The sequence below is a fragment of the Streptomyces sp. NPDC045956 genome (genome assembly GCF_056430705.1).
In genome coordinates, this window is the sequence record NZ_JBWKKZ010000009.1 from 234,997 (window position 1) to 257,270 (window position 22,274).

General features: G+C 69.8%; 23 protein-coding genes. 2 read left to right on the plus strand and 21 right to left on the minus strand.

Annotation, left to right across the window (positions count from 1 at the left end):
• Positions 1-49: 49 nt before the first annotated feature.
• From AC07FV_RS24465 to AC07FV_RS24560, 20 genes are all read right to left on the minus strand, one after another.
• Positions 50-610 (minus strand): peptide deformylase, encoded by a 561-nt coding sequence (locus AC07FV_RS24465; RefSeq protein WP_358315241.1) that lies wholly within the window; start codon positions 608-610, stop codon positions 50-52.
• Positions 611-706: 96 nt separating this feature from the next.
• Entirely contained in the window at positions 707-1,816 is a 1,110-nt protein-coding gene (locus tag AC07FV_RS24470) for a hypothetical protein (protein WP_479089399.1), read from the minus strand.
• A gap of 1 nt (position 1,817) precedes the next feature.
• A complete protein-coding gene (gene fxlM / locus AC07FV_RS24475; RefSeq protein WP_479089400.1) occupies positions 1,818-3,908 on the minus strand; it encodes a methyltransferase, FxLD system in 2,091 nt (696 codons plus the stop codon).
• Between the two features lie 18 nt (positions 3,909-3,926).
• The gene (locus tag AC07FV_RS24480) at positions 3,927-5,186 is read right to left on the minus strand and encodes a lanthionine synthetase C family protein (RefSeq protein WP_479089401.1); all 1,260 of its coding nucleotides are present in this window, start codon (positions 5,184-5,186) and stop codon (positions 3,927-3,929) included.
• The gene (locus tag AC07FV_RS24485; protein WP_479089402.1) at positions 5,173-8,271 is read right to left on the minus strand and encodes a lantibiotic dehydratase; all 3,099 of its coding nucleotides are present in this window, start codon (positions 8,269-8,271) and stop codon (positions 5,173-5,175) included. The genes AC07FV_RS24480 and AC07FV_RS24485 overlap by 14 nt, the downstream gene beginning before the upstream one ends.
• 86 nt (positions 8,272-8,357) lie before the next feature.
• A complete protein-coding gene (locus tag AC07FV_RS24490) occupies positions 8,358-8,537 on the minus strand; it encodes an FxLD family lanthipeptide (protein ID WP_479089403.1) in 180 nt (59 codons plus the stop codon).
• A gap of 37 nt (positions 8,538-8,574) precedes the next feature.
• Entirely contained in the window at positions 8,575-8,706 is a 132-nt protein-coding gene (locus tag AC07FV_RS24495; protein WP_011031314.1) for an FxLD family lanthipeptide, read from the minus strand.
• Between the two features lie 106 nt (positions 8,707-8,812).
• Complete coding sequence (locus tag AC07FV_RS24500) at positions 8,813-8,992, minus strand: FxLD family lanthipeptide (protein WP_007491159.1); 180 nt, start codon at positions 8,990-8,992, stop codon at positions 8,813-8,815.
• Between the two features lie 194 nt (positions 8,993-9,186).
• Positions 9,187-9,654 (minus strand): DUF6082 family protein, encoded by a 468-nt coding sequence (locus AC07FV_RS24505; RefSeq protein WP_054100456.1) that lies wholly within the window; start codon positions 9,652-9,654, stop codon positions 9,187-9,189.
• Positions 9,655-9,728: 74 nt separating this feature from the next.
• Positions 9,729-10,304: a DUF6624 domain-containing protein gene (locus AC07FV_RS24510; RefSeq protein WP_054100457.1), complete on the minus strand. Its 576-nt coding sequence runs from the start codon at positions 10,302-10,304 to the stop codon at positions 9,729-9,731.
• On the minus strand, positions 10,301-10,951 hold the full coding sequence (locus AC07FV_RS24515; RefSeq protein ID WP_479089404.1) for a hypothetical protein: 651 nt from the start codon (positions 10,949-10,951) through the stop codon (positions 10,301-10,303). Before AC07FV_RS24515 ends, AC07FV_RS24510 begins: the two co-directional genes overlap by 4 nt.
• A complete protein-coding gene (locus AC07FV_RS24520) occupies positions 10,948-11,421 on the minus strand; it encodes a LuxR C-terminal-related transcriptional regulator (protein WP_233520684.1) in 474 nt (157 codons plus the stop codon). Before AC07FV_RS24520 ends, AC07FV_RS24515 begins: the two co-directional genes overlap by 4 nt.
• Before the next feature lie 137 nt (positions 11,422-11,558).
• Complete coding sequence (locus tag AC07FV_RS24525) at positions 11,559-12,812, minus strand: acyl-CoA dehydrogenase family protein (RefSeq protein ID WP_479089405.1); 1,254 nt, start codon at positions 12,810-12,812, stop codon at positions 11,559-11,561.
• Between the two features lie 86 nt (positions 12,813-12,898).
• Complete coding sequence (locus AC07FV_RS24530; protein ID WP_442749313.1) at positions 12,899-13,540, minus strand: GAF domain-containing protein; 642 nt, start codon at positions 13,538-13,540, stop codon at positions 12,899-12,901.
• Positions 13,540-14,130: a GTP-binding protein gene (locus AC07FV_RS24535; protein WP_399845901.1), complete on the minus strand. Its 591-nt coding sequence runs from the start codon at positions 14,128-14,130 to the stop codon at positions 13,540-13,542. Before AC07FV_RS24535 ends, AC07FV_RS24530 begins: the two co-directional genes overlap by 1 nt.
• A gap of 43 nt (positions 14,131-14,173) precedes the next feature.
• Positions 14,174-14,581 carry a DUF742 domain-containing protein gene (locus tag AC07FV_RS24540; RefSeq protein WP_479089406.1) on the minus strand — a complete coding sequence of 136 codons (408 nt, stop codon included), beginning with the start codon at positions 14,579-14,581 and terminating at the stop codon, positions 14,174-14,176.
• The gene (locus AC07FV_RS24545; protein ID WP_479089407.1) at positions 14,578-15,090 is read right to left on the minus strand and encodes a roadblock/LC7 domain-containing protein; all 513 of its coding nucleotides are present in this window, start codon (positions 15,088-15,090) and stop codon (positions 14,578-14,580) included. The genes AC07FV_RS24540 and AC07FV_RS24545 overlap by 4 nt, the downstream gene beginning before the upstream one ends.
• A 68-nt stretch (positions 15,091-15,158) precedes the next feature.
• Positions 15,159-16,673, minus strand: a complete 1,515-nt coding sequence (locus AC07FV_RS24550; protein WP_479089408.1) for a sensor histidine kinase — start codon at positions 16,671-16,673, stop codon at positions 15,159-15,161.
• Between the two features lie 26 nt (positions 16,674-16,699).
• Positions 16,700-18,601, minus strand: a complete 1,902-nt coding sequence (locus AC07FV_RS24555) for a glycoside hydrolase family 15 protein (protein ID WP_479089409.1) — start codon at positions 18,599-18,601, stop codon at positions 16,700-16,702.
• Between the two features lie 235 nt (positions 18,602-18,836).
• Positions 18,837-19,322 (minus strand): DUF6415 family natural product biosynthesis protein, encoded by a 486-nt coding sequence (locus tag AC07FV_RS24560; RefSeq protein WP_479089410.1) that lies wholly within the window; start codon positions 19,320-19,322, stop codon positions 18,837-18,839.
• Positions 19,323-19,511: 189 nt separating this feature from the next.
• Here AC07FV_RS24560 and AC07FV_RS24565 point away from each other — a divergent pair, with 189 nt between their 5' ends.
• Both AC07FV_RS24565 and AC07FV_RS24570 read left to right on the plus strand, forming a co-directional pair.
• Positions 19,512-20,900: a Tat pathway signal protein gene (locus AC07FV_RS24565; RefSeq protein ID WP_479089411.1), complete on the plus strand. Its 1,389-nt coding sequence runs from the start codon at positions 19,512-19,514 to the stop codon at positions 20,898-20,900.
• Positions 20,901-20,972: 72 nt separating this feature from the next.
• Positions 20,973-21,455, plus strand: coding sequence for an SAM-dependent methyltransferase (locus tag AC07FV_RS24570; protein WP_109296532.1), 483 nt, complete (start codon positions 20,973-20,975; stop codon positions 21,453-21,455).
• A 194-nt stretch (positions 21,456-21,649) separates the two neighbouring features.
• Here the strand turns inward: AC07FV_RS24570 and AC07FV_RS24575 are convergent, their stop codons facing one another.
• The gene (locus AC07FV_RS24575) at positions 21,650-22,186 is read right to left on the minus strand and encodes an ATP-binding protein (protein ID WP_479089412.1); all 537 of its coding nucleotides are present in this window, start codon (positions 22,184-22,186) and stop codon (positions 21,650-21,652) included.
• Positions 22,187-22,274: the final 88 nt, after the last annotated feature.

Below are 22,274 nucleotides of genomic sequence, written 5' to 3' on the forward strand. Positions count from 1 at the left end.
GCTTTCGGGCCTCTGCATCCCCGAGCTCGCGGGCCGGCAGGATCGGGTTTCAGTGCTCGTAGGGCCAGGCCCGTCCGGTCTGCCGGTACTCGGTCACGGAGATGGGCTGCACTCCGGGGCGCATCCGGGCTGTGTACAGGTGGCCGTCGAGGTGGTCGATCTCGTGGTGGACCAGACGGGCGAGGCCGCGTTCGTAGTCAGTGGTCACGGTCGTCCCGTCGAGTGTCGTGGTCTCGACCGTGATCCGGAGGGGGCGAGGGACGAGGCCGCGTACGTCGAAGAAGCTCAGACATCCCTCGTACTGGTCGTCGGTCTCCTGCGAGGCGGCGATGACCCGGGGGTTGAGCAGTACGATCGCGCCCGCTCCTGGCTCGGCCGGCTGGACGACGGCCGCGGCCCGGCGGATGCCGATCTGTGGGGCTGCAATGCCCATGCCCTTGGCGAACGTGTGGACGCCTGCGATGCGCGCCATGGAGGTGAACAGGCTTTCCACGGCTTGCTCGGCGGCCTCACGTTCGGCAGGGAGTGAGAAGGGGCGTGCTGGCTCGGCAAGGACGGAGGCGCCTTCCTGGACTACGCCGAGGTTGCGCATCTGCTCGCTGGGCCGCATCTCGTTCACGAGAACTCCTGTTGATTCGCGTCGTGTTCGCACGGCCAACCGCGGTTGCAGTGGACATACGACGGGGTGCGCCGCTCGGGGAGCCGGTCATGCGGGCCAGGCGTTAGCTCGGCAGCTAGCGTGGCGTTGCCAGACATCCGCTGCGACTGTTGAAGCGTCCCGTATTGCCTGATCCAGAGGGTCGGGGATGCTGCCCCGTCCGAGGCCGGAGGAGGCGACTGCAGTGGAGAGCGTTCTGCGCTCGTCCTGGCTCAGCCCTTCGCTGCACACAGAGTGGGCCAGGATGTCTCGTGCGATGTACCCGTCGGGATGCGTCGTCGCTTCGCTGGTGAGGCGGCGCATCAATTCGGCTTGTCGGGACTCTGGGGAGAGGTCGAGCACAACTAGTCCTACACGAGAGCGGAAGACGGCAAGGTCGGGGGCCGAGTCGAGAGCCAGGTAGTGCTGCACCATCTTGTTGATCGGCTCAACTGGCTGATCGTCGGCTGCCCTGTGGCAGAGGACGGCAAGGGCTGCCGCGACGGCGTGCTCCCATGGCTCCACCAGGGTGCTCTCGTGTAGGAACTTCAACGCATCGCTGGGCTGCTCGCCGAGGCAGCGGACGAGCACCTCGACTTGGCGCCCGTCGAAGAGGCGCTGTCCCACGCCCCGGTGTTGCCTACTGTGCGCCCGGGCGTAGTCCCATTCACCTGCTGCGACGAGGGCACGGGTTCCGTCGCCGAGGAATACGGCCCACAGCCATTGGCATACCTGTTGATGGTCGGAAGCCGACTTCGTGAGGCGCTGGAAGGACGTGGCGCGGTCGTCGATGACCGCTTCCGTCTTCGATCTGACTGCTCGGTTCAGGGAATCGAGCAGATGATACGCGCCAGTCCCGTCGCCGTCGCGGATGCGCAGTCGGGCCAGGTTGACCAGGGGTTCCAAGGCGTACCGGGCTTCCTGCGCGCCCAGGGGCTGGGCGCCCAGGACGGCCTCGGCGTGGCGCCAGCACAGAGAGCGTGCCAGGTCCGGCATGCCGCAGTCGCTTGCGATCAGTGCCGCCTTGTTCAGGGCGACGGTTGCGGAGGTCACGTTGTCGTTGCGCTCGGCGGCGGCAGCGAGGTCGGTGATTTCGCGGATGCGTTCAGCGAGGGGCGGGCACGCTGGACGTGGACGGGCAACGAGCGGGAACCGCTTCGCTATCTGGCTGACGTCCATGTCACTGCCATTCGATGACGATGCGGTTCAGCGGGTTGTCGAAGGTGAAGCGGCCGTGCTTCGGGGCGAGCGGGGTCGCGTCGAGTGGTTGGATTTCGAACCCGACGTCGAGCGCCCGGAAGCCCTGGTTCCAGGTGCGGACCTGGTCCGCGACGTCCGAGGCGAGGGCTTCGGCGTCAGGGCCGTGGCCGATGACGCCGAACTCGTACAGGCTGGCGCCATCGGGGGCCTTCTTCGCGTAGGGGCGCCGGGTGAGGTAGGTGAGCGTGCCACCCTCGAAGACCGCGGTCGAGGACGGGTAGGGCGCGGTGACCAGGCCCTTCTCGATGGCCTCGTTGTTGGCGGGCATCCGGCTCAGGCCGTTCGGCATGGCGCAGGCGAGCCACAGCTCCAGGTACTCCGCCGATTCCGGGCCCCGGAAGGTGACGTCCGTCCACGCCTCGGCGCGCGGCTGGCGGAAGATGTCGCGCAGGGCGTCCGCGTCGACCTTCTGGTCTCCGTTGGTGACGAGCGTGACGGTGTTGTCGGTGTCCAGGGGAACGAAGACGCGCGGGTCGTCGGCGATGCCCCTGCGCAGCGGCATGAACGTGTTCATCTGGCTGCCGACGCTGCGCCAGGCTCCGTCCTGGTTCTCGAAGGCGATCGAGCGGGAGACGCTGCCGCGCAGGCGTAGTGGCGTGAGGAGTCGTCCGCCGGGGGCGAGCTGGTCGAGCCAGGCGTGCGGAACGCCGTGGGCGCCGACGGTGGCTTCGATCCGGTCGTACGGCGCGTTGGAGGCGTGGCCCACGGCTCCGTCTCCGAGGACCACTTCGACGTTGTGGATGCCGGCGGCGGCCAGCCCGCCGCGCGCTCCGTCCACGATGTCCTCGTCCACGTCGATCGTGGTGACGTGTCCCGTCTCGCCGACGAGGTAGCCGAGGAGTCCGGCGTTGAAGCCGGTGCCGGCCCCCAGCTCCAGGATCTTCTGGCCGGGCTGGACGTCGAGTTGTTCCAGCATCATGGCGACGATGTCGGGCTGGGAGGCGCAGCTGATGGAGCGGCCGGATCCGTCGAACTTCGTGTCCACGGGTGTGTTGCCGTACGCCTTTTCGAGGGGGGCGTTGCGGACGAAGAGGTGGCGGGGTACGGTCCGCATGGCCTCCTCCACCCGGGGCGTGCGCACGCACCCGGTCTCGACCAGGTGGTCGATCAGCTGGGCGCGCAGACGGTCTGCGGAGGGGGCTTCGATGGTGTCACTGTTCACCCCGTTGACCGTAGTGCTCGCCGTCCCCTCAGCTCGGGTGGACGCGGTGTTGTCGCTCGTTCCCATGACTACCTCTTTCGCGAGTGTTGACAAGGTGCGCTGGTCCTGGGCGGGGAGACCCAGGCGGTTGAAGTGGAAGATGCCGTGGTGGGCGATCACGGCCCGCAACCCTCGTTCCAGGCGGCCCTGACGGTTGAGGTCTGCGAGCTGCTGGCCAAACCACTCGAACGTGGCTATCCACTCGGCCAGCGGCGCGAGTCGGCCCTGGGTGACGCTGCGGCTGGTGGTGCTGACGTCGACGGTCATCAACCGGTGGACAGCGGCCCGGTGACGTTGCGGACTGCAGACCTCGTCGCCGGGGCGCTCGGCCGCGATCCTCGCCCAGACGTCACCCTGCTCGTACCAGTCGAGACCCGCCGCGCGCATCGCCACGCTGAGCAGGAGCACCGCCAGCTCGCGGCGGCCGAGCTGGGGACCGGTGACTGCCTGCTGGCGGGCCGCCTCCTCCAGCAGGTGACGGCTGTCGTAGTGGAACAGGGTGTGGGCGATCTTCATCGCGGCGGGGCCGCCGAAGGCTGTCTCTTCCGGCTCGTAGATGCCTCGCGTCCAGGAAGCGAGGACGCCGGCGTCGACCAGCTCGTCCAGGGCAGCGTCCAGGGCCTTCGCCGTGTCCGGGCCCGCGGCCCGGTATCGCAACCGCCACCAGGGGAACTTTCGCAGGAATGACCACTGGGCCAGTTCCGACTCCTGGGCGATCAGCACTGGGAGCAGATGCTCCACGGCGGTGGCCTCCGCGCGGCTCCAGTCGGTGAACCGGATGAGGCGTTGCGGCCATTCGTCCGCTGCCATGTTTCCTCTTCTCGTCGGCTAGTTGATCAGGAAGCAGGTGTCCCACCCGGACGCGGACGGCGTTCCGGTGTGGAAGGAGTGCAGGGCGAGGGCGGTGCCGGCGGCGCCTTCGAGGAGTCCGATGTCGCCGCCGCCGGGAGGGTTGATCAGGGAGTCCGCCAGGGCGCCGGGCGTGGTGTCGGTGATTGGTGCCAGGAGCCGGGGCAGGCATTCGGTGAGGCCGGGAGTGAGGGCGTCGGTGGCAGCGAGTTGTGTGATGTGCGCCAGGCCGGCGAAGCCGTGGCACAGGGAGACGTCCACGGTCGCGTCGAGTTGTCCGGGGTCGGTCATGGCGCGCAGGAGGGCGAATTCGGCGGCGTGTTGGCGCGCCGGGTCCTTGAGGGCGAGGGCGGCGAGCTGCTGGGCGCGGGCGAATCCGGCGGTGCCGTAGCACCAGGACGGCCGGGATGGTCCGGGGCCGATCGTGCCGGAGCGTAGTTGCTCACGGGTGATCCAGTACGGCCACCACGGGCCGGCGGGGCCGTCCTGCTGCCAGTGGTCGAGCCAGGCCAGGATGCGGGTGATCGCGTCGAGGTGGCCCTCGACGGTGACGCTGCGGCGGGCTGCGAGGGAGAGCACAGCGAGGGGGCCGCCGATGCCGTGGGCGACGCCGTTGTTGGCGTGCCCTTCCGGATACTCCGGGGAGGTCGTGCCGGAGGGAGCTAGGGAGCTCCACCAGCCGGGCAGAACTTCCCCGTCGTGCTTGACCGGCTCGGTCAGGCGGACCAGGTAGGTCAGGATCTCGCGGACGACGTCGGTATGGACGTCGCGGTGCAGCAGGAGCCCGCCCAGCCCGCTCAGGCCGCGGATCGCGTCGAACTCCGCCAGCGCGGGCATCTCGCCGCGGTCCATGCGTGCGTGGGCGTCCGCGAGCCGGTCCCGGATCGCCTTCGTGACGTACCGGTCGAGGGTGTCCAGGGCGCGGGCGTAGCGTCCGGGGCGGTTGGCGGCGGCGTGCAGGGCGAAGGCGAGCGCGGGCGCCCCGTAGTAGAGGTGGCTGTCCGGGCCGCCGACAGCGGGTTCGGCTGCGGCGCAGGCGAGCCAGTCGTGGGCGCGCTGCCACGGCCCCTGGTCGGTGCGGGCCCGCTCGATGTGCAGCAGGGCGACACCGGCTGCGCCGTGTGCGAGCGACTGCGGCCACCAGCCCTGGCGGTGATGCAGCTCCCGTACGTCCTGCGGCGAGGCAAGCCGCTCGGCGATCGTGTCGGCGGCTGCCCGCGCGCTTTCACGCAGATTCATGGTGATCTCCTCGGTGAGTCCAGGCCATGGCGGCGGCGTGGGCCAGCCGTACGCACATCCGCTCGTCGTCCTTGTCGATGCCGGCGGCGCGGATGTGGTGGGCGTGCAGGAGCGAGTCGAGAACGAGGTCTAGGTCTATGCCACCGAACGTGTCCAGCTTCTGCCGGTAGCGGGCCAGGGCCGCGTCGCGCTCGCTCCAGGCGCTGGCGATGGCGTCGCCGCCGGGAGCCGCGCGCAGGGCCGCCCAGCCGTCGGCTGGGTCGGCTAGGCGCAGCGCCTGACCGCGCACGGTCCGGTCCATAGGGCGCGGGTCGGTGATCCGGCTGTGGGCGATCAGCCAGTTCATGCCGGCTGCGGTGCTGCCGGTGAAGGCGGCGGCGACGGAGACGAAGTTCGCTGCGGCGAGGACCTGTTGGTGCGGACGGGAGCTTTGGGCGAACTGGACGGCCAGGGCTCGGGAGTCAGCGGCGAAGACGTCCTCGGCCAGGCTCATCAGCGGCCCGGGGCCCCAGCGGCCGGTCTCCGGGTAGGAGGTCGCGAACTGCATGTCGGTGAGGAGCCCGGCACGGCGCAGTCCGTTCGCCCAGGCGCTCACGCGTTGTGCGGTGAGGGCGAAGTCCTGCTCGCTGGGGACCGCGATGCGCAGGCGCAGGTGCCAGCGGGGATCGCGGTAGCGCATGTACCACCAGGTCGGCGGCTCGTTCCACTGGCCGAGCAGCGCGGGCAGGTGGTCGGCAAGGATCTCGGGCTGCCGTTCGACGTGCCCGTACAGCTTGACCAGCAGCCGGGAGGCGGTGCCCGGAAGGTGGCCGTGGTCGCGGGTGACGAGTTGGTCGGCGGTGACGGGAGGGACGGCCGGCCACTGCGGCGGGTGGACGGCCGTCATCGGGGCGATGATCTCGTGGGCCCGTCCGTCGAACCAGCCCCTGTCGGATTCCGCTTCCGTCAAGATCACAGATTCGTGGGTGTCCAGGTGGGCGCGCAGCAGCGCGAGGTGCGCGCGCTCGGAGAGGTCCAGCGGCAGAAGCTGGTCGCCCTCGGCCAGCGCGACTTCGTCCGGAACTCGGCGGCGTGCGCGCCACTCGTCGGCCGCCTTGTGCCATTCCCCCCAGGAGGCGCGGCGGTCGGGCAGCTCCGACTGGGCCAGTCGCCACCTCGCCGGAGAGAGGATCGCGCGGCCGTAGCGCACCCGCGGCAGGTACGGCAGTGCGGTAGCGGAAGCCCAGGGGAAGACGGTCAGGACGGCGGTCTGGGCCCGGCTGATCTCGGTGAGGAAGCGTGCGAGCGGCGGCGTGTGGCCGCGCAGGTCCAGCGCGTGCAGCGTCATGGGGTCCAGCAGGCAGGCGCGGGAGAGGGAGACGAGGTAGAGCCTGCGGCGGTCGCAGCCCACGGCGAGGTCGTCGAGCGGGATGGTGCGCGCGTCGACCGGACGGTGCTCCGCCAGGCTGATGACGGCCGGCAGGAGTTCTGTAACGCGGGTGACGTTGGTGTCGCCCCGGTCGAGTGGGGGGAAGGAGACCTGCGTGGGCACCGCGCCGGGCGTGTTGACCGGCAGCTCCTCCAGCATGACGGCCACGCGGGCCTGATCGTCTGATGCGAGCAGCCCCAGGCTGCGGCCGATCGTGGTGCCGATCCCGCGGGACGGGGCGATGCCGTGGAGAACGAAGTCTCCACTCTCCAGGGCCTCTTGCGAAGCGGCACGGATTCGAAAGCGCAGCTCCGTGTGGGCCGGTACCTGCGGGGCGTTGCGATCTCCGACCGTCAACGTGCGGATCAGGTCCTCGTCCAGGCGGATCTCGTCGCGGCCGTCGAGGACGGCCGCTTGGGCGAGGGAGAGCAGCCGCTGTTCACGGGCGGTCAGGGCCTCACCCTGTTCAGGTTGCGCATCGCGGTATCCGACCGGGAACCCGAGGCCGACATCGGGGTCCACCAGGTCCCGGACCGGGACGAGTGAGTTGATGCCGTACCGCTCGAAGAATCGGTTGTGGAAGTCCTTCCATGCCGGAGTGCCGAAGGGGTACGCGCTCAGCCGGGCCAGCACTGTGGCGGCCTGCCCCGCCTCGCGGGCAACCTGTGGGGGCAGAGTGAGGGAGCAGTCCATGCGAAGGTCCAGCGTGAACGGCTGAGCCTTGACGCTACTCAAAGCGGTCATTTTCCGACGCAGGGCGGTACGCAGGCGCCGGCCGTCCGCCGGGGCCAGTACCTGGTTGTGCCGGGCGATGGCGTCGCGGACCGTCCGCAGGTCGGCCACGAGGTCCGTGGCTGATGAGGCGGCGGCTGCTTCGGCCTGCTCGGCCAGGTGGTCCAGGGCGTCGAGGGTGGCAGAGGGCGCGTGCAGGCTGCTGATGAGCACACCGCGTTCGACGAGGCTGCTGACGAGCCCTTCCACCCGGTCCGCGGGAACGTCGGGGAACTCGCTCCTCATCAGTGCGACCACCGCATGGACGGGGACGGGCGAAACGGTGGCATCAACGGCGATACGTACGGCGCTGGTGTACCGGAGGGACACTTCGGCCGCTGGGCTGCCGTCGGTACGGCATGAACGGGGCGGGTAGGGCACGATCAGCCGATCGCCCCGTACGAAGATGGTGTTGTTGGCCATCACATGCAGGTGCCGCAGGAGTTCAGGATCTGCTTCCAGACGGGCGACCAGGTCCGCGATCCAGTCGCCGTCGGCACGGATGACGGGTCGATGCCACTCACCCCAGGACCATCCCGGTCGTTCCCCGAACGAGGCGGAGGCGATACCGGCGAACAGACCGTTCGGGGTCGCCCGGCCCGTCATACGCAGCAGGTACCGCATGACCGACACCACTGCGCGGCGCAACTGACGGGTCTCGGGACTGGCCACCGAGCACAGGGTCTGAACCTGCTGCGCGAGCAGAGGGCTGGCCTGCTCGATGGAGTCGGCGGCCTCGGACAGCGACCAGACGTCGCGCAGCCACGTCTGCCACCGCACCTCGCAGTCCGGGGTGTCGTCGGTGAGGTCCGGCCACGCGGGAAGCCGCAGCCTCGAGGAACGGGCGGCGCGCACCAGCGCAGTATCCGCGCACCGGTACAGCGGGCCGTCCTTCCGGGTACCCATGCACCCTCCCTGGTTGTGGTGTGTTGGGGTGGGTGCCAGCCCGCGCGGCGCAAGGCCGCGCGGGCTGGCAGATCAATGCGCCGAGGTCAGGCCACGTTGGTGGCGCAGGACCCCTGGCAGCTCGGCTTGCAGCCGTCGTCCGTCAGGTTGATCACCGTGGCGGAGCCGTCGCCGGACTCCAGGACGCTGATGTCCAGGTCGAACGCGTCACCGCCCGCCGTGGCGGCCGGGGACTGTGCCTGGCCCTTGATCGTGCTCGCGTTCATGCGGGTTTCTCCCTACTCGTCGTGCGGTGGAAGATGATCAGGCCACGTTGGTGGCGCACGGGCTGGAGCAGGTGCTGCCGCAGCCGTCGTCGGTGAGGTTGATCAGCGTGGCGGAGCCGTCGTCGGACTCCAGGACGCTGATGTCGAGGTCGAATTCGTCGTTCTGCATGTGGTGATTCCTCCGTTGTCATGCGCGGCTCCGATCGAGCCGCGAGGGACGTGCCGCGTGGGCGGCGCCGACAGGACATGGGCGTCGTGCCGGTGGTCTGGTGCGGTCAGGAGCCGCTGGAGATACAGGCGTTGCCACCGCAGGTTGAGCCGCAGCCGCCGTCGGAGGCGATACTCGCCCCGACCGTGCCACCCGATTCGATGACGCTGATGTCGAGGTCGAACGGGTCCTGCGCGGCAGAGGCCGAGGCGGTCCTCATGCCCTGGTCGGTCACCCTGGGAGTCACGGGAATCCTCCTGATTGGTCCGGTGGAACACTTCGATTCGGTGTGTTGCGGTACGGCCGACCCCGGTGGGCAGCAGCTGTGTGGCCTGCGCCAGTCGGGTCCTCGCGGCCACCTCTTCAGACACGAGAACTGCTGTCCGGAAGAGGAGTTGGGGACGGGACACGGAAGTCCGAAAGGTGAACCGAGATACGCCGTCAGGCTGCCGCGGGCTGCGCTTGAGGATGGTTCTTCGCGGCCTGGTCCAGCACCCGGGTGAAGTGCTCGGCCCGCTTGTCGCCCTCGGCCTCCTGAGCGCGGAGGTCGCCGAAGCGCTGCCAGTAGCGCCGGCAGACGTCACTGCTCATGACCATCTCTGCGTAGAACGGCAGCTGTCCGTCGCGGACGCGGCCGAGGCAGTGTCGGAGGCTGAGGGCGCAGATGAGTCGGTTGGCCGACATGAGCTGCATGTACTCCTCGGCCTTCATGTCCTCGGGCTTCCACAGCTCGGCGAGGTCGGCGTTGGTGGACACCCGGTTCAGCCAGTCGAGCTGGTTGCCCGCGAGGAGTGCCTCGTGCCGCTCGGCCTGGTGCCGTGCGTTCTGCCTGAGCCGGGCGGCTCCGACCACGGCGGTCGTGAGGGACAGGGCAACACCGGCAGCGAGGACGGCGGTAGGGAGCTTCATCGATCAACAACCCTTTCGCAGAGCGGATGTGCGGCATGAAGGCCGAATGGTGGGGACCGCAGTGTTCCGCTTGTTCACGCGGCCTCCGCGAGGACGATGCTCGGGACTTCATCGGTAGAGCCGTTAGGCATGTACCGGCTACGCACCGTCTCCAGTGCGACAGCGATCGGCGGCAGACCGACCGTGGCCCTTCGTTTGTCGACGGATCCCGGCGCGCGCAGTGGGCACAGCTCGATGCGGTCGGAGCTCAGCAGGAGCTGGGTGCCGTACTCCTGGTCCTGGCCGGTGTTGATGAGGGTGCGGTCGTGCAGGTGTGCCCAGTGGTGGACGAGCGCGTCGCCGACCTCGACCGCACGTCCGAGCAGGATGGTGGCGGCGCGCTGGAAGACGAGATCGTGGTCGCTGTGCAGGGCGATGCTCCAGGCGGCTCGGGCAGCAGCAGGGCCGACGAGGCGGTGGCCGGGCCACTCGTATTCGCCCAGGACGCGGTGCAGAAACTTGGCGTTGGCGTAGTCGGTGTGCCGACCACGGCCGAGTTGGACGCCATCGAGCTGGTTGCGCACGCGTGTGGCCCGGTGCGCTGCCGATTCCGTGGCGCGGGCGATCAGCTCGCGGGCGATGTCGGGCCGCTGCGGCTTTTCGGTTGTCACGTGCTGCTCCCTTCTTCCGCGGCAAGATGGGGAGCTTGGGTTTGGCAGCTGATTAGTGTGCTGAGTCGGGGGCGGTGCTCCGCGGCCAGTTCGAGGCGGGCGACCCGGTCCCCCTCCCGTCCCGGACCGGAACCCCGCACGTCCCAGCCCATGTCCGTGAGCCGACGCAGCAGGGCGGCGATGGGTTCGGCTTGCACGGTGTGGCCTGCCAGGATTTCGGCCCGTACGAGCGGGAAGCTCTGCCGGGCGGCGAAGTCGGAGGCCCACAGGGTGATCAGCCGGGTGATGTCGTCGGGCTGGTCGGGCAGGGTGTGGACGTAGCCCAGGCGGAGGCAGGGGCCTTCGCCCCAGCTGAGTCCGGGGTCGCGCGCGGGGACCATGCAGGCGAGCAGCTTTCCGTCCTCGAACAGACCGGCCGACGTCGTGTGCGGGTCGCGGAACAAGGCCGGCACGTCGGCTTGGGCGGGCACGGGGAGGCCGCGCAGGGTGAGCCAGCGCTGCCGGTCCTGCACGAGGGCAGCGGCTTCCGCGCGCTCGGCGTCCGTACGTAACCTGCGCACCGCGTACACGGCGCCCGGGTACTTCGCTGCGAACGAGGTGGAAGCCGGAGCCTCCTCGTTGGCCAGGGGAGTGGGGGGCCTTCTCACTGGCTCGCTCCGCTCCGCGCCGCCGGGTCGGTCGGCAGCAGCTTCCAGCCGTGGGCAAGGATCACCAGGTGGGTGGTGTCCCGCGCGCCCGTGTCGGCGAGGAGTTGGTCGAGTGCGGCGCGCTGGTCGGCGGGGGCGAGCTTGGCGGCGACGGCGATGTCACGGGGGTCGCTGTGCTCGGCGACGGCTCGGAGCAGCAGCCGCTGGTCCGGGGTGAGGGATGGCGCTGGCCGGTCCGCCGTGGGTGAGGCCACCTGCTGGGTGGTGAACAGGCGGTGCACGATCACCGGGGGCTTGCAGCGGGGCGGGCAGTGCAGGCTCTCACGGATGTCGCGCATGTACTGGCGGACGGTCACGGCCGACAGGCTGGTCTCTGCCGCAATCTCCTTGGCCGTGAGGCCGTTCGCGAGGTGCTGGGCGACGCGCTGCAGGGTCGGCGTCAGGGGCGTGATCGGTGCGCTGGTCGTCACGGGCGGGGTCACGGTGTCTCTCTCGGCTGAGTGGATGGTCACTGGGAGGGGTGTCGCCGGTCCCCGCGGGGGACGGGGGCCGGCGGCACGGGCCCGTGCGCGGCGGTGGGGAGTCACGGGGTGCCGCGCACGGGGGCTCATGCGGCGGTCGGATCGGGTCGTGCCCAGGCGGCTTCGGCGGCGAGGCGCTCGGACCACTGGATGTGGCCCTCTGCGAAGGCGGCGTCGGCCAGGCGTATGCGCTGGACTTCGCCGGTTCCGGCCGGTGGGTAGGTGTGCTGGATGTCGCGCCACAGGCGGTGGACGATGTAGTCGCCATCGAGGGCATGGGCGCCGTGCAGTTCCATGGCGTCCTGGGCGGACTGGACGGCCCACTGGTGGCCGAGGTATTTCGAATTGATCAGGTCGGCGTCGCAGGGCAGGCCCTGGTCGAGGAGGTGCACGGCCTGGTAGGCGAGTATCCGGGCGGCGCGCAGGCGGGCTTCCATGTCGCCGACGCGGTCCCGCAGGACCGGCAGGTCGGACAGGGCGCCCTGGTAGCGGGGGCGGGTCTTGAGCCGGGCGGTGGTGGTGTCCACGACTGCTTCGTGGATGCCGAGGCTGACGGCGGCCAGGTTGGGGCGGCCGTAGAGGATGCTGCTGCTCTGGGCCACGGCCAGTCCCTGGCCGATCTCCCCGACCACGTTGTCCTCGGGGACGCGGACGTGATCGAGGTCGAGGCGGCCGGCGGAGAAGCCGTGCAGACCGAGCCCGGCACGGTGGTCGGAGACGGAAAGTCCGGGGCGGTCGGCTTCGACCATGAACGCGGTCAGAGCCTGCGAGGTGCTCACTCCGGCCGTTGCGGTGCGGGCGACGACGAGGTGGGCTCCGGCGAGATGGCTGTTGCCGATATGGATCTTGCTGCCGGTGATCACCCACTCGTTGCCGGAACGTTCGGCGGTGGTTTCGATGCCGCCGATGTGTCCGCCAGCGAGCGGTTCGGTCACGGCGATCGACAGCAGCACGGACCCGTCCGCAACCCGGGCCAGCCAACGGCCCTTCTGCTCGTAGGTGGCGAAGTGCAGCAGGGCGCCCACGGGAATCAAGGTCGCCTGCAGGATGGCCGCGGCAGCCGCCGAGACCCGCGCGATGCGGTGGACCAAGACGGTCCTGGCCACGTGTCCGGCGCCCAGCCCGCCGAAGACCGCCGGGACGGTGACAGCGAACCACCGCCGGGCGGCCATCAGGTCGGCGACCTTGCGCTCCACCCTGCCCGGAGCGGCCTCCATCCGCGCGGCGCGCGGCGCGACGTGCTCGGCCGCGAAGGCGTCCGCCTCCTGCCACAGCAGATCGTGGCGGGCGGTGAGGTAGGGACGCAGCGCCGGTGGAGGCGTGGTGGGTGTGGCGGACATGGTCTCCCTCTCCCTGGATGAAGGTCGCAACGCGTGGAGCGGCCGGGGAACGCCTACGGCTCCCGGGTGGGAAGTTGTGGAACGGCCTAGCGGACGGGGGCGCGGGCGATGTGGTCCATCACCTGTGCACTGGCGTTGATGACGATGTCCCGCAGACGACGTGCCTCGGCCAGGGGCCGCTTCTCGGGGTCGATCACACACACCGTGCCCAGCACCGTGCCGCTGTCGTGGATCAACGGAGCGCCGAAGTAGGAGCGGATCCCGACGGCGTCGACCACCGCGTTGCCGCTGAAGCGCGGGGATGCGTGCACGTCGTGCAGCGGGAGGGCCTTCCTGCGGGCCATGACCTCCGGGCACCAGCCGTGGTCCCGGCTCATGGTGCGGCCGACGATCACGAACCCGCTGTCCGCCGGCGGCTGGTGCAGCCCGACGAAAGTCTGTTCCTCCAGGAACAGGTTGACGAACCCGTACAAGAACCCGGCCTGTGTGGCCATGTCGCGGGCCAGCTCGTCGAAGTCCTCGTTGGCCACCGGGGGCACGCCCAGGCGGTTGAGCAGCTCGTAACGCTGAGCCAGTTCCCGCGACTGCTGAGGTCGCTGGCTGGTGAGGGCGGTGCCGGGTGGGGTGAACGGGCCGGGGGTGGTGTCCCGCATGTCGCGCCGAGGCAAGGACCGGGCGGGCGGGGCAGTCTGCGGCGTGCGGTAGGGGTCGCTGGGGTGCTGTGACATCAGGCGTCCTGGAGGGTGGTAGAAGGGGTGTGACCAGCGCGATTGGTGGTGGCGGCGCAATCGACGGCGTGGTCGACGAGGGCCAGCAGAACGCCGGCGACGTGATTCGTGTCGCGGGCGTCGCAGGTGACCACCGGCACGGCGGCGGGGAGTTCGAGAGCGGCGCGGACCTGCTCGGGGTGGTAGCGGTGTGCGCCGTCGAACTGGTTGACCGCGACGACGAAGGGCAGGCCGATGTCTTCGAAGAAGCTGACGGGCGTGAAGCTGCTCTCCAAGCGGCGGGTGTCGACCAGGACGACCGCGCCGACGGCGCCGCGGGAGAGGTCGTACCAGAGGTCGACGAACCGGTCCTGGCCCGGCGTGCCGAACAGGAAGAGCTCCAGCGGCATCGGTGCATCGGGCAGGCTCAATCGGCCGAAGTCGAAGGCGACCGTGGTGGTCCGCTTGGACGCCAGGCCAGCCAGGCTGTCGACGTCCGCGCTCGCCTCGGTCAGGTACTCCTCCGTACTCAGCGGCGTGATCTCGCTGACGGCGCCCACTGCGGTGGTCTTGCCCGCGCCGAAACCGCCGGCGATCACGATCTTCAGCACGGTCGGCGCACCGGCCTGCGAGTGCGGCGAAACCGTGGACGGGTCATCCGGCCTGGGGGTAGGCGACGGCATCAGGCCACTTCCTCTTCAAGCTGGCGGAAACGGCTGCCAGCAGTTGGATAGACGGACCGGACCCTGCGCCGGTATCGGCATAGGACTGGGTCAGGGGGACGACGAGGGCGCCGGCGTCCAGGAGGTCGGAGACGAGCACTTTGACGGCGGTCACGGGCCGGCCGAGGCGACCTGCCAGCTCGACCACCGACCGCCGGCGCTCCCGGCACAGGGCGAGAATCTCCCCGCACTCCTCGGCCTGCGCCGGGCCCGGCCGTCCCTGCCCGGCCTCCAGGACGGTTTCCAGAGCGAGCAGGTGCCGCGGCTTGGTACGCCCGCGCGTCACGGAGTAGGTCCGCACGAACGCCGACTCCTCGGCCGCGCGGCCGTACGTGGTCACCGGACCTCTCCGCCTGTGCCAACGCGGACGGGGATCAGCATGTACGGGGCGAACTTCTGGACCAGGCGCCCCATCTCGAAGCCGACGGTGCCCACATCGGCGTCCCTGGTGGCGATGACAGCGAGGATCGTGTCCACCTCACCGCGTTCGGCACCGGGGTGGGTGTCGAAGGCCGCGCTGCGCCCGGCGCTCTGGACGAAGAACAGGCAGTCGTCTCGCTCGATGATGACCTGCCGGGCCGGCCTCTTCTTGTGGCTGGGGCCGGTGATGTTCGCCGCGAGGGAGGCGACCCCGCTGAAGGCGGCCGACAGTTCGTCCGCCCAGTCCTTGTCGACTTCGCTGTCCAGCAGCCGCAGTCCGTCGCGCGAGAGCAGGACGGCGTGCGTGACGCCCGGCGTCTCGGAGGCGAACTGACGCAGCAGCCAGGCCATGCTGTCCCGCTGTCCGCTTGTCGTCGCGGATGCGGGCGTGCCGTCGGTCACGTTGTTCATCGCGGGGTGGGTGCTCATGGGGATCGCTCCAGAAGGGGGAAGGGCCAGTGGGTGTACTGGGCCGCCGGGAACGCGGAAGAAGCGGGTCAGGGGGTGGGGTCTTCTGTCGACGCGGGAGGGGGACTGGCGGTGCCGCCGGCCTGGAGGCCGCTGCGGAAGGCGGCTGCCAGCCCGGGCGTCGCCGCGGATACGGGGGCTTGCTCCCGCTCCTGTGGCGGACGGAAAGGTTCCGACCGACGCGTGCGCGTGGGAAGAGCGGGCGCGTCGGCCGAATGACCCGCCGAGGTCGATGCCCCAGCGGCGCCGGGGCGTGCGACCTGCCCCACCCCTGGGGCGGCAGGAGCCGCGGCCACCTGATGCGGCTGCTGCCCGGACATGCGAGCTTCCTCGGGCTGCGGCGCACCCGCGTCCTCGATCGATGGAATGGCTACCAGGAGCCGTGCCGGTATGACGACCAGGGCGGTGGTGCCTCCCGTCGCGTTCTCCTGCAGGAGGACGGACAACCCGTGTGACTGGGCGATCTTCGCGGCGACCAGCAGGCCGAGCTGTCCAGCCCGGACCTGGCCGCTGACGTCGACCTCGTCCGGGGCTTTGAGCAGGTGGTTCATCTGTGCCCGCGTCTGCGGGTGCATGGGAATGGCGCGGTCCTCGACCTCGATGGCCAGCCCGTGTGGCACCCGCTGCGCGCGCACCATCACCCGCGTCGCTGGATCCGAGCACTCGCAGGCGTTCTCGATCAGCTCGGCCAGCAGGTGCGTCAGGTCCGGCCCCACATGGCCGGGCAACCCCAGCTCGGCGCCCACGGATCCGGCCGCGACGGCCACCCGCGGATACTGCACAACCTCGGAGACAGCGCCACGCAGGGCCGTCGTGACGGGAACGGGCCGGCGCACGCTGCGCAGGGACTGTCCGCCCAGGACCGCCGTGCTCTCGACCTGGCGGCGCATCCGCGTCACGAGGTGATCGATCTCGAAGATCTTGGCCAGCAGTTCCGGGTCGTCGGTCAGCATCTCCAGCTGGCTCAGTGCCTGGAGTGCCTTGCTGACCAGGGCGTGCTCGCGCATGGCCAGGCGGCGAAGCACTTCCAGGAGCACCACGGACTGGGACTCGTCGTGCACGCGGATCAGCGACATGATGGCCTGCGCCTGGAGGGCACTCAGCGCGTTGTAGATCCCGGCGTTCGCAGTGGGCGACTGGGCGGTGTGCGGGTCCGGCAACGCTGGACGTTTTCCGCGGCACAGCTCGTCCGCCGACCACTGCACCGACTTCTCAACGGCTGCCGCTGCCCCTGTGACCGCTGTCAGCGCTGCTGACTGGGACTCCTCCACTGCCGACTGCACGGCACTGGCCACGGTGCGCGTTCCGTGTGCCGCCACCGCGACGACCGCCGCCAGTCCGCAGACCAGGCCGGCCAGGACCCAGCCGGGGCCTACGGCGGACCCCGACCGGAGAGCGAAGGCGGCGAGCAGCAGCGCGGCAAGGAGTGCCAGGGGCAGTGCCACGGCGCGACGGGCGAGGTACAGCGTGGTCGCGTCGACCGGGGGCCGCCGTCTGCGGTGGCCGGTCGCGGCCGGCCGTGCCGGGAAGGCGCTGTCAGACATGGGAATCCTCGTCAGGGGTGGGGTGGCTATGAGTGCTGCGGCGTCAGGTCGGCGGTGGACTGGCGCGTGCTGCGGGAGGTTGAGGGGGGTGCGGGAACCGCGAGCGCGGCGTGGCGGGGGCAGGACTGCGCCGCCATCTGCTGAAGGAGCAGGGCGCTTTGGATCAGGCCCATGTGGCTAAACGCCTGCGGGAAGTTGCCGAGCTGGCGCTGCTGGTCGGGGTCGTACTCCTCCGCCAGGAGCCCGAGGTCGTTGCGCAGAGCCAGGAGGCGTTCGAACAAGGCACGGGCCTCGTCGGGGCGGCCGGTCAGGGCGAGGCCGTCGACGAGCCAGAAGTTGCACAGGAAGAAGGCGCCCTCGTCGCCGGTCAAGCCGTCCACCCCGACGTCCTCACCGCAGGTCGGGTACCGGTACACGAGCTCGTCTTCCGTGGAGAGTTCACGACGGACCGCATCCACGGTGCCGATGACGCGCGGGTCGTCGGGCGGCAGAAAGCCGGTGCGGGGGATGAGCAGCGTGGCAGCGTCCAGCTCCTGCGAGCCGTAGGACTGCGTGAAGGTGTTGCGCACCGGGTCGAAGCCCTTGTCACAGACCTCCCGGTGGATCGCCGCCCGCAGCTCGACCAGCGGGGCCACGTCCATGTCGAGCGCGCCGGCCTCGGCCAGGCGGATGGTGCGGTCGACCGCCACCCAGGCCATCACCTTGGAATGGACGAAGTGCCGGCGGGCCCCGCGGATCTCCCAGATGCCCTCGTCGGGCTCCCGCCAGCGCTGGACCAGGTGCTCGATGAGCCGCTGGTGCAGGACCGCGGTGTCGGCGCAGTGGGCGACTCCGCTCTGGTGCGCGAGGTACAGGGTGTCGATGACCTCGCCGTACACGTCGAGCTGCAGCTGGTTCGCCGCCCCGTTCCCGACCCGTACCGGAGCCGATCCCTCGTACCCGGGAAGCCAGGGAAGCTCCCGCTCCCGCAGGTCACGCTCCCCGGTGATCCCGTACATGATCTGCAGGTTCTCCGGGTCTCCGGCCACGGCGCGCAGCAGCCACCGCCGCCATGCCTGTGCCTCCTGCCGGTATCCGGTCCCCAGCAGCGCGGTAAGCGTCGTGGCGGCGTCGCGCAGCCAGGTGAAGCGGTAGTCCCAGTTCCGGTCGCCGCCGATCTCCTCGGGAAGCGACGTGGTCGGCGCCGCGACGATCCCGCCGCTCGGCCCGTAGGTCATGGCCTTCAGCGTGATCGAGGACCTGACCACGGCCTCGCGATAGGGCCCGTCGTAGGTGCACTCCTGCGTCCAGTCCTGCCAGAAAGCGAGCGTCTCTGCGAGGGCGGTCTCAGGGGCAGCAACGTCAGGGGCGGCTGCATGCGACGGGCACCAGCCCAGTACGAACGCCACACTCTGGTCGGCGGCGATGGTGAAGGCGCTGACGACGACGCCGTCCTTCTCCACCTGCGGGACGCAGGTGTCGAGCCACAGAGCGTCCGCGCCGGCCTCCGCGACCATGCGCCCACCGACGTCGTGGATCCACGGGCTGACGCTGCCGTACCCCGGCCGAGGACGCATGGCCGAGACCATCTCCACTTCGCCAGTCAGGCCCTCAGCGATCCGGATCACCTGCGGGGCACCGTCGCGCGGCGGCATGAAATCCAGGACCCGGACCGAACCCGTCGGGGTACGCCACAGCGATTCGAGAACGAGCGAGTCACCGCGGTACCGGCGCTCAGCCACTCTTCCGGAGCCGGACCGGCCTGCGGACGAAGCCGGGGCGATCTGCCAGGTGCCGTGCTTCTGTGTGCCGAGCAGACCGGCAAACACGGCCGGTGAATCGAAGCGGGGCAGGCACAGCCAGTCGATCGTGCCGTCGTCACAGACGTGGGCGCTGGTCTGCGTGTCGCCGATCAGGCCGTACTGCTCGATACGCGGAAGGCGTTTCATCGTGTGTGGATCTCCGTTAAAGCCCCGCTGGTCTGGGGGTGTTATCGGGGCCGCCGAAGCGGCCGGGGACAGGCCGGGAGTCAAGGAGTCAGCGGTCACCGCGGGGACGCAGGCTCGCTCGGAGGTGGTGTAGAGGCCCTGTCTGCGGGATCGAGGCCAGTCGCACGAGTGCCTCGGCACACCAGCCACGCCATCGCGACGAGGATCAGTCCGATGAGGAGCGCTCCGGTGAGGGTCATGTCCGGGGCACCGAAGCGGCCCACACCAGGCAGGTGAGGGCGACGGCGAAGACCGCACCGCGCAGCACGTTGGTCTGCGGCTTCCATCGAGCCAGCCTCCGTGCCGGTCGACTCGCTCCGACGTCCTCCAGCCGGACCTTCGCGATGAGTTCCTGCGTTGCCTCGGCGAGTCTGACGAGGTGCACCCGGCTGGGCAGATAGCCCTCCGGGAGCCCGACCGAGCAGAGTTGCTGCGCACGGAGCAAGGCTGGCTCCTGCGAAGGCATCAGGGTTCCGAGCTGGTTGACGTGCCCTCGCAGCCGCAGGACGAGGTCCTCCACATCGGCGGCGGTCTCGGGCACCGGGGAGTCCTCGCCCAGCACGAGCGTCACCGTCTCCGTCGCGGACACCGCTTGGTCACGCCCGGCACCCGGATCACCGAGGCACCGGTCCTGACCACTGCGCTGGCAGAACGCCCGGCGAGGGGCCAGCGAGAGACGCATGACACAACTCCTAAGTGGATCAAGCCAAGTTGAGTGAGAGACGCCGTGCACCACAGTCGGTCGGCGTGCATGGTGAGTGATCCGGCCGCTACGTTGAGCGAACCGCGAATCCCCGCTGGGGGGTATGCCTGTGCGGCCCGCAAGGCCGTCAAAGACGTCAAAGATCATTTCGGACCCGAGGGGCAGCCCATGGCCCGTGAGCGAAACGTCGCCCTCGCCGCACTCCTGCGCGAAGCGGGCTGGTCCCAGCCCCAAACAGCCGCCGCGGTCGCTCGTGTCGCCGCGGAGAGCGGTGCTCGCGAATTGGAGGCCATCTCCCGCTCGCACATCGCCATGTGGGTCCAGGGCACCAAGCCCAGCGGACGAGCGCCTCATATCCTGCGTGAGACGCTGTCCCGCAGGCTCAGTCGCCCCCTCACCCTCGCTGACCTCGGGCTGGAAGACGGACCGACAGGCTCGCCCGACAGCAGTTCCGACTGGAGCGTCGACCCTCTGACCGTGCTGGCCGAGCTGGGAAGCGACGACCTGGACATGCACCGACGCAAGCTGCTGGCGACCGCCGCGTACTCGGCCGCCGGCCTCACCCTGCCCGTCAGCTCGTGGTGGACAACCGCCCCAGCCGCTGCAGCATCGCGCCCAGCAGTCTCCCCACGGCTGGTCACGCAGGCCGACATCGAAGACGTCCGCAACCTGACAGCCTTCTACTCCGCACGGGACCAGCAGCGTGGTGGAACCTCTGGGCGTTCTGCCCTGGCCGGCCACCTTCGCGACGAAGCGGCGCCCCTGCTGGGCAGCAGGTTTCGAACGGAACGGCACCGACGGGACACGTACTCGGCCGTGGCAGAGATGACCTACATCGCCGGCTGGATGGCGTTCGACGCCTCGGAGCACCGCACCGCCCAGCGCTACCTCACCCTCGCCGCCCGCATAGCGGCCGAAGCCGGAGACGGACCACTGGGCGGCCACATCCTGCGCGCCCTCGCCCACCAGGCAGTCGACCTCGGACACCCACGCAGGGCCCTCGACCTGGCCGATGCCTCCATGGCCCGCACTCACTACGGCCAGGCCAGCTCGCGCGAGAAGGCCCTGCTCTCCATCGTCCACGCCCGCGCCCTGGCCGCCGACGGCGACAGGCCCGGCACCCTCGCGGCCATCAGCCGAGCAGAGCGGGACCTCGCCCGCGCCGACAACGAGGACGCCCCCGACCGCGTCGGCTTCTTCCAGGAAGCCTCTCTCGCCCACGAAACTGCCTGCGCCCTGCGCGACCTGGGCAACCCCGTCGAGGCGGAGATCCATTTCCAGCGCAGCGTCCGCACCCGCCGCCGGCAGCAGTACGCCCGCACCCACAGCGTGACACTCGGCTACCTGGGCGCCGTCCAGGTCCAGCAAGGACGTCTCGACGAGGCATGCGGCACCTGGGGACAAGCCCTCGATGCCATGGTCGGCGTCCAGTCCGGCCGCGCCCGCGACGTCATCGTCCGCATGCAGAGCGACCTGTCGCCCGTGAGGCAACGCGGAGGCCGCCACGTTGTTGAATTGGATCGCCGGGCACGGGAAATGCTGCGCGCCATAGGCTGACCACAGGGCAGGTTCGCAGGTGCGGCCGGCGGTTGCTGCACACGCGACTTCATGGGAGAGGAACGAGCGCCGATGGCGACGTACGAGGTCGAACCGATCGCAACGGTCATTGGGGGCCACACCCGCGTCCAAGACGACTACCAGGGCGGGGTGGAATCGATCATCCGGCTGGACGACGCCTTCCCGCTCGAAACGCTGCAGGGCATCGAGGAGTTCTCCCACCTCACAGTGACCTGGCACTTCCACCTGGCGCGGCCCGAAGACGTGCAGCTCCACGCCCGCAGCCCAAGGGGAAACCCGATCTGGCCGGCAACCGGAACCTTCGTCCACCGCAACCACCGACGCCCCAACCAACTGGCAATCAGCTATCCGCGACTGCTCAAGACAGACGGCCGGGACCTCGTCGTCACCGACCTGGACGCTGTGGACGGCACTCCCGTCCTCGACATAGCGCCGTACTTCACCCAGATGGGGCCCCGAGGACCGGTTCATCAGCCAGCCTGGCCGGCCGAAATGCTTGCCACGTACTGGCTGGATGTCTCGGAGCGTCCGTAAGCCGACCTGCCGTAGTGATCTGTCGCTCGCGGCAGCGCTCATGAGGGCCCCGCTCGCAGAGATGAGAGGGGCGCACCAAGTAGTCGGCCGTCCTCGCTGATACTCCGCTCCCCGAACGGGAATTCGGTCAAAGCCTCCGGCCGGTACCGGCAGAACGGACCAGGCGGCTGTGCGAGCGCCGCGGCTGAGGAGGTTCACGACGTAGTCCCTTCACCGGGGACGTCCAGCTCCATCCAGACCGTCTTGCCCCCGCCCGGGCCAGGTCGGACTCCCCAGTTCGCGGCCAACGCGTCGACCAGGAGCAGGCCCCGGCCTCCCTCACATTCGTCGCTCGGTAGGCTCTGGAAAGGCTGTCTGCCGGAGGGGTCCTGCACTTCGGTCCGGAGACGTCCGCTGGAGTGGGTGACCTTCAGCGTGAATGCCTTCACCGCCTGGTGACGGCACCCGTGGGTCACTGCATTCGCCATCAGCTCATGGGCTCCCAGAGCAACTGCGTCCGCGATGGCCGCCAGTCCCGTTACCAGCATCAATTCGTGAAGTTCGCGCCGGCCCCGCGAGACTGCTGCCACCTCCGCCGGGTACACCGCCACAATCTCGAAGGCACGCCTCCGATCCGCGATCGGCACGGTTTCGACGGGGGCACTGGGATGGGGACCCACGAGGTTGTGAACCGCCACGTCAAGAACTTCGTCCGGCCGCTGAGGAGCGGCGTCGGAGAAATGCACGTTCATCAGCTCCCCTAAGCGGTCCCGACAAGGCACAAATCCGGTCACCATCTGTGCGTGAAGGCGTTTCTCGACCGGCACCGGGTGAGCTGGT